Here is a 10736-nt window from a genome sequence, read left to right on the forward strand (position 1 = left end):
TCATAGGAGAAATCAAATGTTTGTAAAAAAAGGCGATAAGGTTCGCGTAATCGCTGGTAAAGACAAAGGCGTTGAAGCTCTTGTTGTAACAGCACTTCCAAAAGTAAACAAAGTTATTGTTGAAGGTGTTAACATCGTTAAGAAACACCAGAAACCAAACAGCGAAAACCCTCAAGGCGCTATCGTTGAAAAAGAAGCTCCAATCCATGTGTCAAACGTTCAAGTTCTTGACAAAAATGGTGTTGCAGGACGCGTTGGTTACAAGTTTGTAGACGGCAAAAAAGTTCGCTACAACAAAAAATCAGGCGAAGTGCTTGATTAATCACGAAGGAAAGGAGAAGTATAATGGCAAATCGTTTAAAAGAAAAATATCTTAATGAAGTAGTTCCTGCTTTGACTGAACAATTTAACTATTCTTCAGTTATGGCTGTGCCAAAAGTTGATAAGATCGTTTTGAACATGGGTGTTGGTGACGCTGTTTCTAACGCTAAAAACCTTGAGAAAGCTGCTCAAGAATTGGCTTTGATCTCAGGTCAAAAACCACTTATCACTAAAGCTAAGAAATCAATCGCCGGCTTCCGTCTTCGTGAGGGTGTTGCGATCGGTGCGAAAGTAACTCTTCGTGGCGAACGTATGTATGAGTTCTTGGACAAATTGGTTACAGTTTCACTTCCACGTGTACGTGACTTCCACGGTGTACCAACTAAGTCATTTGACGGACGTGGTAACTACACACTTGGTGTGAAAGAGCAATTGATCTTCCCAGAAATCAACTTCGACGATGTTGATAAGACTCGCGGTATGGATATCGTTATCGTTACAACTGCTAACACTGACGAAGAATCACGTGCATTGCTTACTGGCCTTGGTATGCCGTTTGCAAAATAAGAGGGAGAGAATAAATGGCTAAAAAATCAATGATCGCTAAGAACAAACGCCCAGCTAAGTTCTCTACACAAGCTTACACACGCTGTGAAAAATGTGGACGTCCACACTCAGTTTACCGCAAATTCAAATTGTGCCGTGTATGCTTCCGCGACTTGGCTTACCTTGGACAAATTCCGGGTGTAACAAAAGCTTCTTGGTAAGAATAACTTGCTATTCCGTTGCAATTCGTCGTCAGCACTTCTGGCCATACCTCGGTATTGCCTGCGAAGTGCTTCCTAGACTTGCTTAGGACTAGCAACTTATTCTATATATACACTTACTACTTGTCCGCAAGGACATCATTAACTAGCAAGTGATCTAATCAAACTGCTAGTAAGAGGAGAAACAACAAATGGTTATGACTGACCCAATTGCAGATTTTTTGACACGTATTCGTAACGCTAACCAAGCAAAACACGAAGTGCTTGAAGTTCCTGCATCAAACATCAAAAAAGGCATTGCTACAATCCTTAAAAACGAAGGTTTTGTGAAAAACGTTGAATTCATCGAAGATGACAAACAAGGCATCATCCGTGTATTCTTGAAATACGGACCAAACGGTGAAAAAGTTATCACTAACTTGAAACGCGTTTCAAAACCAGGTCTTCGTGTTTACTCAAAACGTGAAGATATTCCAAAAGTTCTTAACGGACTTGGTATCGCAATCATCTCAACATCAGAAGGTCTTTTGACTGACAAACAAGCTCGTCAAAAGAACGTTGGTGGTGAGGTTATCGCATACGTTTGGTAATCTTTTAGCTTCCAATTTCGTCATGTGCCTGTGTTAGAGCGTCTTGGCATACTCGAGTATAGCCTGCGTCGCTCTACCTTGCCACATTTAGAAATTGAAACCTAAAAGCATGATTGCTTCTCAAATGCGATCATGAAACCTGCTCATTCGAACACGGGCTAAAGTCTGTGTAAAAAAGACAATCCTTCCTCGAAGCTTAGGCTTCTGCGTCAAGATTCCTATTTTTACTTTGACTTCTTAACGCCCTCTGTATCATGAGCCCCCGTGAAAACTAGTCGCTAGACGGCTTGATAATTTAACAGGAGAATAAAAAAATATGTCACGTATTGGTAATAAAGTAATTACATTGCCTGCTGGTGTTGAGCTTGCTCAAAACAACGGCGTGGTAACTGTAAAAGGACCTAAAGGGGAATTGACTCGTGAATTCCCAACTGCTATTGAAATCCGTGTGGAAGGTGCAGAAGTAACTCTTCACCGTCCAAACGATTCAAAAGAAATGAAGACTATTCACGGTACTAGCCGTGCTAACCTCAACAACATGGTTGTTGGTGTTTCTGAAGGCTTCAAAAAAGAACTTGAAATGCGTGGTGTCGGTTACCGTGCTCAATTGGCTGGTAACAAATTGACACTTGCTGTTGGTAAATCACATCCAGATGAAGTGGTTGCACCAGAAGGTATCACATTTGAAGTTCCAACACCAACACAAATCGTCGTGTCTGGTATCAACAAAGAAGTTGTTGGTCAAACAGCAGCTTACATCCGTAGCCTTCGCGCTCCTGAGCCATACAAAGGTAAAGGTATCCGCTACGTTGGTGAATTCGTTCGCCGTAAAGAAGGTAAAACAGGTAAATAATAGCTTGCTGAGGTGGCTTAGCCACCTGGCTGACTATTTCTCAAATTGTTTCGTAAGAAACAGAATCATACATTAAGAGGTGAATATTGTGATTTCAAAACCAGATAAAAACAAAATCCGCCAAAAACGCCACCGTCGCGTTCGCGGTAAAATCTCTGGAACTGCTGCTCGCCCACGTTTGAACATTTTCCGTTCTAATACAGGCATCTACGCTCAAGTGATTGATGACGTAGCGGGTGTAACGCTCGCAAGCGCTTCTACTCTTGATAAAGAAGTTTCAAAAGGTACTAAGACAGAACAAGCTGTTGTTGTAGGTAAACTCGTTGCTGAACGCGCGGTAGCTAAAGGTATTTCTGAAGTGGTTTTTGACCGCGGTGGATATCTCTATCACGGACGTGTGAAAGCTTTGGCTGAATCAGCTCGTGAAAACGGATTGAAATTCTAATAGGGAGGACACTAAGAAATGGCATTCAAAGATAACGCAGTTGAAATTGAAGAACGCGTAGTGGCCATCAACCGTGTTACAAAAGTTGTTAAAGGTGGACGTCGTCTTCGTTTTGCAGCTCTTGTGGTTGTTGGTGACCGTAACGGTCGCGTAGGTTTCGGTACTGGTAAAGCTCAAGAAGTACCAGAAGCTATCCGTAAAGCAGTTGAATCTGCTAAGAAAAACATGATTGAAGTACCAATGGTTGGTACAACAATCCCTCACGAAGTTCGCTCAGAATTTGGCGGCGCTCGTGTATTGTTGAAACCTGCTTCAGAAGGTTCTGGGGTTGCTGCCGGTGGTGCAACTCGTGCCGTAATCGAATTGGCAGGTATCGCAGATGTGACTTCTAAGTCACTTGGTTCAAACACACCAATCAACATCGTTCGCGCAACAGTTGAAGGTTTGAAACAATTGAAACGTGCTGAAGAAGTGGCTGCACTTCGTGGCATCTCAGTTTCTGATTTAGCATAAGAAAGGAGATACTCATGGCTCAAATTAAAATCACTTTGACTAAGTCTCCAATCGGTCGCAAACCAGAACAACGTAAAACAGTTGTTGCACTTGGACTTGGTAAATTGAACTCTTCAGTTGTTAAAGAAGATAACCCAGCTATTCTTGGAATGGTTAACGCTATCTCTCACTTGGTAACTGTAGAAGAAGTTAAATAATCTAACAAATAGACTAAGTCGCATAGAGAAATCTTTGCGACTTCTAGTCCATTTTACATATTTACATACAGCGAGTTTGTGGAGGAAGACTCTTGTACTTCACAGGCGCTAGCATATAAAAGAGGAGAAATAATAATGAAACTTCATGAATTACAACCTGCTACAGGTTCTCGTAAAGTCCGCAACCGTGTAGGTCGTGGTACATCATCAGGTAACGGTAAAACATCTGGCCGTGGTCAAAAAGGTCAAAAAGCTCGTAGCGGTGGCGGTGTTCGCCCAGGTTTTGAAGGTGGACAAACTCCATTGTTCCGTCGTCTTCCAAAACGTGGATTTACAAATATCAACGCTAAAGAGTACGCAATCGTTAACCTTGATCAATTGAACGCTTTTGAAGATGGTGCAGAAGTAACACCAGTTGTGCTTATCGAAGCTGGAATCGTTAAAGCTGAAAAATCAGGAATTAAAATTCTTGGTAACGGTGAATTGACGAAGAAATTGACAGTTAAAGCTGCTAAATTCTCTAAATCAGCTGAAGAAGCAATCACTTCTAAAGGTGGCTCAGTAGAAGTCATCTAAGAGGTGACAGCCTATGTTTTTTAAACTTTTAAAAGATGCCTTAAAGGTAAAATTGGTACGTAGTAAAATTCTATTTACTATCTTTATCCTTTTTGTCTTCCGCGTAGGAACCCACATTACAGTACCAGGAGTAAACGCAAAGAGTCTTGAAGCCTTGTCAAATGTTCCGTTTTTGAACATGTTGAGCTTGGTTTCGGGAAATGCTATGCGTAATTTCTCAGTTTTCGCACTAGGGGTTAGTCCTTATATTACAGCTTCCATCATTGTTCAACTTTTGCAAATAGATATTTTACCTAAATTTGTTGAATGGGGTAAGCAAGGTGAAGTTGGTCGTCGTAAACTGAATCAGGCAACACGCTACATTTCTTTGGTACTGGCATTTGTTCAATCGATTGGTATTACAGCAGGCTTTAATGCCTTGTCTGGTGCAAAATTGACCAATATGCCACTAAATTGGCAAACATATTTGTTGATTGGATCAATTTTGACAACAGGTTCGATTATTGTAACCTGGTTGGGGGAACAAATTTCTGAAAAGGGCTATGGTAATGGTACATCAATGATCATCTTTGCGGGTATCATTTCATCACTACCAGGGACTTTTCACGAGATTTACATTGATCGCTTTGTTAATATTGAATCAAGTCGTTTGGGGGAGTCAGCAATCTTTGTTGCTGCACTCGTCGTATTAATATTCTTTGTTGTGTATTTTACAACTTTTGTACAACAAGCAGAATATAAATTACCAATTCAATATACAAAACGTGCACAAGGAGCACCTTCTAGCTCATATTTACCGCTGAAATTGAATCCAGCAGGAGTTATTCCCGTAATCTTTGCAGGCTCAATCACTGCAGTGCCAACTTCTTTGATTCAATATTTCGCAAGTCAAAATAAGAGTGCCGGGTGGTTATTGACGGTTCAGGAATACTTTGATTATTCAACTGCTAAAGGTATGATTGTATATGCAGGTTTAATTATTGCCTTTACATTCTTCTACACCTTTGTTCAAGTAAATCCTGAGAAGACTGCAGAAAGCCTTCAGAAAAGTGCAGCCTATATCCATGGAGTTCGTCCTGGTAATGGCACTGAACAGTTTTTGTCAAAATTATTGACAAGATTGGCAGTAATCGGTGCACTCTTCTTGAGTTTTGTAGCTTTGTTGCCTATCCTTGCGCAAAATCTCTTTGGGCTTTCTTCAAGCATTGCGTTCCTTGGTACAAGTTTGATTATCGTAATCTCTACAAGTATCGAAGGCATCAAGCAATTAGAAGGCTACCTTCTTAAGAGAAAATATGTAGGTTTCTTAGAAATTACAGAATAGAATATAGGTTGACCTAGTCAACCTTCTATTTTGTTTTTAGATAAGTTTGTCAATAATGGCAAATTTATGTGAAAACAAAATAAGGAGTTTGTCATGAATCTTTTAATTATGGGTTTACCAGGTGCTGGTAAAGGGACACAAGCGGCCAAGATTGTTGAGAAATTCAATGTTGCTCATATTTCAACAGGAGATATGTTCCGTGCAGCAATGGCCAATCAGACTGAAATGGGTATTCTTGCCAAGTCGTACATCGATAAGGGGGACCTCGTTCCCGATGAAGTTACTAATGGCATTGTCAAAGAACGTTTGGTTCAGGATGACATCAAGGAAAAAGGCTTTTTGCTAGATGGCTATCCTCGTACGATTGAACAAGCCCATGCCTTGGATGAAAATTTGGCTGACTTAGGAATTGAGTTGCAAGGTGTTATCAATATTGAGATTGATCCTTCAAAATTGGTAGAGCGTCTCAGCGGTCGTATTATTCATAAAGAAACCGGAGAGACTTTCCACAAAGTATTCAATCCACCTGTTGGAGACTACAAAGAGGAAGACTTCTATCAACGTGAAGATGACAAGCCAGAATCTGTCAAACGTCGTTTAGAGGTCAATATCGCACAAGGACAGCCAATCATTGATCATTATCGTGCAAAAGGGCTGGTCCATGATATTGAAGGTGACCAAGACATTGACCTTGTTTTCCAAGCAATTGATACAGTACTATCAAAATTGCAATAAACTAATAGATTTGGCTTGCATTTTTTATACAAAGATGATAAAATAGCCTAGTCTGACTTATAATTGTTACCTCTGTGTTCAGAGGACATCAAATCGATATTTAGAGAGGGGTTACTTTTGCATGGCAAAAGAAGATGTGATTGAAATTGAAGGCAAAGTAGTCGATACAATGCCAAATGCTATGTTTACTGTTGAGTTGGAGAACGGACACCAAGTCCTTGCAACTGTTTCAGGTAAAATCCGTAAAAACTACATTCGTATTTTGGTCGGTGACCGCGTAACTGTTGAGATTAGTCCATACGACTTGACACGTGGACGTATCACATACCGCTTTAAATAGTCGAAATACTTGGAGGGATTAAACATGAAAGTAAGACCATCGGTCAAACCAATTTGCGAATACTGCAAAGTTATTCGTCGTAATGGTCGTGTTATGGTGATTTGCCCAGCAAACCCTAAACACAAGCAACGTCAAGGTTAAGAAATAGAAAGGAGAAAACATGGCTCGTATTGCTGGAGTTGACATTCCAAATGACAAACGTGTAGTTATTTCATTAACTTATGTTTATGGTATCGGTCTTGCAACATCTAAAAAAATTCTTGCAGCTGCAGGTATTTCAGAAGATGTACGCGTGAAAGATTTGACATCAGATCAAGAAGATGCTATTCGTCGTGAAGTTGATGCAATCAAAGTTGAAGGTGACCTCCGTCGTGAGGTTAACTTGAACATCAAACGTTTGATGGAAATCGGTTCATACCGTGGTATCCGTCACCGTCGTGGACTTCCTGTCCGTGGACAAAACACTAAAAACAATGCCCGCACTCGTAAAGGTAAAGCTGTTGCGATTGCAGGTAAGAAAAAATAATATAGGAGGTAGAAAAATTGGCTAAACCAACACGTAAACGTCGTGTGAAAAAGAATATCGAATCTGGTATTGCTCATATTCACGCTACATTTAATAACACTATTGTTATGATTACTGATGTGCATGGTAACGCTATTGCTTGGTCATCAGCTGGTGCTCTTGGTTTCAAAGGTTCTCGTAAATCTACACCATTCGCAGCCCAAATGGCTTCAGAAGCAGCTGCTAAATCTGCACAAGAACACGGTCTTAAAACAGTTGAAGTTACCGTTAAAGGCCCAGGTTCAGGTCGTGAGTCTGCTATCCGCGCTCTTGCTGCCGCTGGTCTTGAAGTAACAGCAATTCGTGATGTGACTCCTGTACCACACAATGGTGCTCGTCCTCCAAAACGTCGCCGTGTATAATCATACATTCCATACACAGCTTTTCGTTTAAGAGGGAGTAAGAAATGATTGAGTTTGAAAAACCAACAATAACAAAAATTGATGAAAATAAAGATTACGGCAGATTTGTGATCGAACCATTAGAACGTGGTTACGGTACAACTCTTGGTAACTCTCTTCGTCGTGTACTTCTTGCCTCACTTCCAGGTGCTGCAGTAACATCAATTAAAATTGATGGTGTACTCCACGAATTCGACACAGTTCCAGGTGTTCGTGAAGATGTTATGCAAATTATTCTTAACATCAAAGGCATTGCTGTAAAATCTTATGTCGAAGACGAAAAGAAAATTGAACTTGATGTAGTAGGTCCAGCTGAAGTAACAGCAGGAGACATTCTTACAGATAGTGACATTGAAATTGTAAACCCTGACCATTATCTCTTTACCATTGCTGATGGTGCCACTTTTAAAGCTGTTTTGACTGTCAATTCAGGTCGTGGTTATGTACCAGCTGAGGGTAATAAGAAAGATGATGCACCAGTGGGAACACTTGCTGTAGATTCTATCTATACGCCAGTGAAGAAAGTCAATTATCAAGTTGAACCAGCTCGTGTTGGTAGCAACGATGGTTTTGACAAATTAACACTTGAAATCAACACAAATGGCACCATTATTCCAGAAGATGCTTTAGGTCTTTCTGCGCGCATTTTGATGGAGCACTTAGGTCTCTTCACTGACTTGACTGAAGTTGCAAAATCTGCAGAAGTGATGAAAGAAGCTGAAGTGGCTTCAGATGATCGTATGCTTGATCGTACGATTGAAGAATTGGATCTATCTGTTCGCTCATATAACTGTCTGAAACGTGCAGGCATTAACACTGTATTCGACTTGACAGAGAAAACTGAGCCAGAAATGATGAAAGTGCGCAATCTTGGTCGCAAGAGTCTTGAAGAAGTTAAAGTTAAATTGGCTGATCTTGGTCTAGGATTGAAAAAAGATAAATAATATAGGAGGAAATCATGGCATACCGTAAACTAGGACGCACTAGCTCACAACGTAAAGCAATGTTGCGCGATTTGACAACTGACCTTTTGATCAACGAATCAATCGTTACAACTGAAGCTCGTGCTAAAGAAATCCGTAAAACAGTTGAAAAAATGATCACACTTGGTAAACGTGGTGATTTGCACGCACGTCGTCAAGCAGCAGCATTTGTTCGTAACGAAATTGCATCTGAAAACTATGATGAAGCAACTGATAAGTACACTTCTACTACAGCACTTCAAAAATTGTTCTCTGAAATTGCACCTCGTTATGCAGAACGTAATGGTGGATATACTCGTATCCTCAAAACTGAACCACGTCGTGGTGATGCTGCGCCAATGGCAATTATCGAACTTGTATAAGATCATCAATTTTGTTGAGTGTTATGATGATGGAATCCTATTCTGATTCTTAGTCTAGCTCTGGTCTACCGCTGAGCTTGTCTCAGCGGTAACACTCATCATGTTGATTGGACGCTTGTTTACGAAATTACTCTAAGATAGAATAATTTCGTAAGCAGGCGTTTTTATTTTACTCAAAAATTTTGATATACTTATAAAATGAATAGAGAAGACATGACATCCTTAGGCAATTGTTTTGAAGAATACTATTTTGCTAACATTAAAGAAAAGCCAGAATTGTTTATAGGTGTAGAATTAGAATATCCGATAGTTAATATCTCAGGGAAAGCAACTTCTATCCAAGTGGCTACAGATATGATGCGACATCTTTCTAATCAAAATGGTTTTACCATCGTCAAAAGAGATGATAGAGGAAATCCGATAGAACTCCAGCACGAGTCGGGAGACCTCATACTATTTGAAGTCACGTATAATACACTAGAATTTGCATTCGCAAAAGCAAAAAATATTGGTAGTGTAGAAGAGCGTCATAAAGAATATCTAGAGAATATTCAGTATTATTTGCGCCAAAATGGACACGAATTGCAGGGGTTAGGGATAAATCCCAATTGGGAAAATAATGACAATAGACCGGTAGATACGGGCCGATATAGGATGTTGATGAACTATCTCAAGCTAGGAGAAGGCAAACCTAATATGCATCCCTATACTGGATATGCTGGCTTTATTTGCGGAAATCAAGTGCAGTTTGATGTGAGTCGAAAATCCTTTTTACGAGTCATTAATGCGTTTAATAAAATTGAAGCAGCGAAGGCGTTTTTGTTTGCAAATTCACCATTCGATCATATGGATGATATGGCCCTTACTAGGGATTATTTTTGGGAATATTCAATGCATGGCCTCTTAAAGAATAACGTTGGTATCTACTCAGAGGAATTTCGTACTGAGGCAGAATATTGTCAATACCAAAAAGAGTCCGCAATGTTTTATGTCATCAGGGATAACTGCTATTATTATTTTAAACCAATTACTGTTAAATCTTTTTTTGAGCAAGAAAAATTTGCAGCGTATTCAGAAACTGGCGAGATATGTCACTTTGTTCCGAAAGCAGATGATTTCAAAAACCATCGCTCATACCACTATCAAGAGCTTACCAAACGAGGAACTATTGAATTTCGAAGTACATGTACACAACCATTTGAAACAACATTTGCTCCCATAGCCTTTCATTTAGGTCTGCTCGCCAATCTCGTGAAATTAGAAGAAATTCTGGAATGTACAGAGTTTTTTAAAGAATTTGGCAGAGATTATTCGAAGCTACGTAGACAATTTTCGAGAAAAAAACTTTCTGATTTAGAACAAAGAATGGTGAAAGACTTTTCTAAGACATTATTAGATTGTGCACATGAAGCCCTCCTTTTGAGAGGATACAGTGAAGAAAAATATTTAACTCCACTGTACAATTCATTAATTGATAACTCCGGGGTACTGTGACAGTCTACTAAAATATGAATAGGTAGCCATAGATTTTTACAAAGAACATAAATACCGTTGTAAAGATTTGATATACTGGAGGCATACGAAGAAAATATACAATCGCTGATTAGTATGCCTCTCAGTTTTTCATAAAAAAATCCAAAAAAATCTCCAAAAACCGGTTGACAATGTGTATAAGTCGTGATAGAATAATTGAGTTGTCTCTTGAGGGACTAGTCAGTAGCGGAATGAAAAAAAGTTTCGAAAAAGTGTTGACAAGTTCAGTAG

Annotated in this window: 18 protein-coding genes; all 18 read left to right on the top strand. The window is 39.7% G+C overall.

The genetic code is table 11. The features are described from left to right. Positions 1-16: 16 nt before the first annotated feature. The 18 genes from rplX to ODU41_RS10310 all read left to right on the top strand — a co-directional run bounded on the left by rplX (position 17) and on the right by ODU41_RS10310 (position 10466). Positions 17-322 (top strand): 50S ribosomal protein L24, encoded by a 306-nt coding sequence (rplX, locus tag ODU41_RS10225; protein ID WP_014637292.1) that lies wholly within the window; start codon positions 17-19, stop codon positions 320-322. Positions 323-345: 23 nt separating this feature from the next. Beyond that, positions 346-888, top strand: coding sequence for a 50S ribosomal protein L5 (rplE, locus tag ODU41_RS10230; protein WP_002936653.1), 543 nt, complete (start codon positions 346-348; stop codon positions 886-888). Positions 889-902: 14 nt separating this feature from the next. Then, positions 903-1088 (top strand): type Z 30S ribosomal protein S14, encoded by a 186-nt coding sequence (locus ODU41_RS10235; protein WP_002936651.1) that lies wholly within the window; start codon positions 903-905, stop codon positions 1086-1088. A gap of 191 nt (positions 1089-1279) precedes the next feature. Beyond that, positions 1280-1678 carry a 30S ribosomal protein S8 gene (gene rpsH, locus ODU41_RS10240; protein WP_002936647.1) on the top strand — a complete coding sequence of 133 codons (399 nt, stop codon included), beginning with the start codon at positions 1280-1282 and terminating at the stop codon, positions 1676-1678. Between the two features lie 316 nt (positions 1679-1994). Then, positions 1995-2531: a 50S ribosomal protein L6 gene (gene rplF / locus ODU41_RS10245; RefSeq protein ID WP_004195502.1), complete on the top strand. Its 537-nt coding sequence runs from the start codon at positions 1995-1997 to the stop codon at positions 2529-2531. An 88-nt stretch (positions 2532-2619) separates the two neighbouring features. Continuing rightward, positions 2620-2976 carry a 50S ribosomal protein L18 gene (rplR, locus tag ODU41_RS10250; protein ID WP_002936641.1) on the top strand — a complete coding sequence of 119 codons (357 nt, stop codon included), beginning with the start codon at positions 2620-2622 and terminating at the stop codon, positions 2974-2976. Positions 2977-2994: 18 nt separating this feature from the next. Further along, positions 2995-3489 carry a 30S ribosomal protein S5 gene (gene rpsE, locus ODU41_RS10255; RefSeq protein WP_002936639.1) on the top strand — a complete coding sequence of 165 codons (495 nt, stop codon included), beginning with the start codon at positions 2995-2997 and terminating at the stop codon, positions 3487-3489. Between the two features lie 14 nt (positions 3490-3503). After that, positions 3504-3686, top strand: a complete 183-nt coding sequence (rpmD, locus tag ODU41_RS10260; protein WP_002936638.1) for a 50S ribosomal protein L30 — start codon at positions 3504-3506, stop codon at positions 3684-3686. Between the two features lie 135 nt (positions 3687-3821). After that, positions 3822-4262, top strand: a complete 441-nt coding sequence (rplO, locus tag ODU41_RS10265) for a 50S ribosomal protein L15 (protein WP_002936637.1) — start codon at positions 3822-3824, stop codon at positions 4260-4262. A gap of 13 nt (positions 4263-4275) precedes the next feature. Further along, a complete protein-coding gene (gene secY / locus ODU41_RS10270) occupies positions 4276-5586 on the top strand; it encodes a preprotein translocase subunit SecY (protein ID WP_398578980.1) in 1311 nt (436 codons plus the stop codon). Between the two features lie 93 nt (positions 5587-5679). Continuing rightward, positions 5680-6321 carry an adenylate kinase gene (locus ODU41_RS10275; RefSeq protein WP_002936630.1) on the top strand — a complete coding sequence of 214 codons (642 nt, stop codon included), beginning with the start codon at positions 5680-5682 and terminating at the stop codon, positions 6319-6321. Between the two features lie 121 nt (positions 6322-6442). Beyond that, complete coding sequence (gene infA / locus ODU41_RS10280; RefSeq protein ID WP_398578981.1) at positions 6443-6661, top strand: translation initiation factor IF-1; 219 nt, start codon at positions 6443-6445, stop codon at positions 6659-6661. 24 nt (positions 6662-6685) lie between these two features. Continuing rightward, positions 6686-6802 (top strand): 50S ribosomal protein L36, encoded by a 117-nt coding sequence (gene rpmJ, locus ODU41_RS10285; RefSeq protein WP_001808836.1) that lies wholly within the window; start codon positions 6686-6688, stop codon positions 6800-6802. Between the two features lie 19 nt (positions 6803-6821). After that, entirely contained in the window at positions 6822-7187 is a 366-nt protein-coding gene (gene rpsM / locus ODU41_RS10290; RefSeq protein WP_002936622.1) for a 30S ribosomal protein S13, read from the top strand. 17 nt (positions 7188-7204) lie between these two features. Continuing rightward, the gene (gene rpsK / locus ODU41_RS10295) at positions 7205-7588 is read left to right on the top strand and encodes a 30S ribosomal protein S11 (RefSeq protein ID WP_004195509.1); all 384 of its coding nucleotides are present in this window, start codon (positions 7205-7207) and stop codon (positions 7586-7588) included. A gap of 44 nt (positions 7589-7632) precedes the next feature. Continuing rightward, a complete protein-coding gene (locus ODU41_RS10300; RefSeq protein ID WP_004195512.1) occupies positions 7633-8571 on the top strand; it encodes a DNA-directed RNA polymerase subunit alpha in 939 nt (312 codons plus the stop codon). Between the two features lie 14 nt (positions 8572-8585). After that, positions 8586-8972: a 50S ribosomal protein L17 gene (gene rplQ / locus ODU41_RS10305; protein WP_000331493.1), complete on the top strand. Its 387-nt coding sequence runs from the start codon at positions 8586-8588 to the stop codon at positions 8970-8972. A 198-nt stretch (positions 8973-9170) separates the two neighbouring features. Then, a complete protein-coding gene (locus ODU41_RS10310; protein ID WP_248017868.1) occupies positions 9171-10466 on the top strand; it encodes a glutamate-cysteine ligase family protein in 1296 nt (431 codons plus the stop codon). Positions 10467-10736: the final 270 nt, after the last annotated feature.

Origin of the sequence: Streptococcus sp. 2022WUSS083 (genome assembly GCF_044427155.1) — a bacterium.
Taxonomy (GTDB): Bacteria; Bacillota; Bacilli; order Lactobacillales; family Streptococcaceae; genus Streptococcus; species Streptococcus hashimotonensis.

Excerpts from the sequence above, each read along its gene's own strand:
- rplX (WP_014637292.1), top strand. The coding sequence starts at position 17 with ATGTTTGTAAAAAAAGGCGATAAGGTTCGCGTAATCGCTGGTAAAGAC.
- rplE (WP_002936653.1), top strand. The coding sequence starts at position 346 with ATGGCAAATCGTTTAAAAGAAAAATATCTTAATGAAGTAGTTCCTGCT.
- ODU41_RS10235 (WP_002936651.1), top strand. The coding sequence starts at position 903 with ATGGCTAAAAAATCAATGATCGCTAAGAACAAACGCCCAGCTAAGTTC.
- rpsH (WP_002936647.1), top strand. The coding sequence starts at position 1,280 with ATGGTTATGACTGACCCAATTGCAGATTTTTTGACACGTATTCGTAAC.
- rplF (WP_004195502.1), top strand. The coding sequence starts at position 1,995 with ATGTCACGTATTGGTAATAAAGTAATTACATTGCCTGCTGGTGTTGAG.
- rpsE (WP_002936639.1), top strand. The coding sequence starts at position 2,995 with ATGGCATTCAAAGATAACGCAGTTGAAATTGAAGAACGCGTAGTGGCC.
- rpmD (WP_002936638.1), top strand. The coding sequence starts at position 3,504 with ATGGCTCAAATTAAAATCACTTTGACTAAGTCTCCAATCGGTCGCAAA.
- rplO (WP_002936637.1), top strand. The coding sequence starts at position 3,822 with ATGAAACTTCATGAATTACAACCTGCTACAGGTTCTCGTAAAGTCCGC.
- secY (WP_398578980.1), top strand. The coding sequence starts at position 4,276 with ATGTTTTTTAAACTTTTAAAAGATGCCTTAAAGGTAAAATTGGTACGT.
- ODU41_RS10275 (WP_002936630.1), top strand. The coding sequence starts at position 5,680 with ATGAATCTTTTAATTATGGGTTTACCAGGTGCTGGTAAAGGGACACAA.
- infA (WP_398578981.1), top strand. The coding sequence starts at position 6,443 with ATGGCAAAAGAAGATGTGATTGAAATTGAAGGCAAAGTAGTCGATACA.
- rpmJ (WP_001808836.1), top strand. The coding sequence starts at position 6,686 with ATGAAAGTAAGACCATCGGTCAAACCAATTTGCGAATACTGCAAAGTT.
- rpsM (WP_002936622.1), top strand. The coding sequence starts at position 6,822 with ATGGCTCGTATTGCTGGAGTTGACATTCCAAATGACAAACGTGTAGTT.
- ODU41_RS10300 (WP_004195512.1), top strand. The coding sequence starts at position 7,633 with ATGATTGAGTTTGAAAAACCAACAATAACAAAAATTGATGAAAATAAA.
- rplQ (WP_000331493.1), top strand. The coding sequence starts at position 8,586 with ATGGCATACCGTAAACTAGGACGCACTAGCTCACAACGTAAAGCAATG.
- ODU41_RS10310 (WP_248017868.1), top strand. The coding sequence starts at position 9,171 with ATGAATAGAGAAGACATGACATCCTTAGGCAATTGTTTTGAAGAATAC.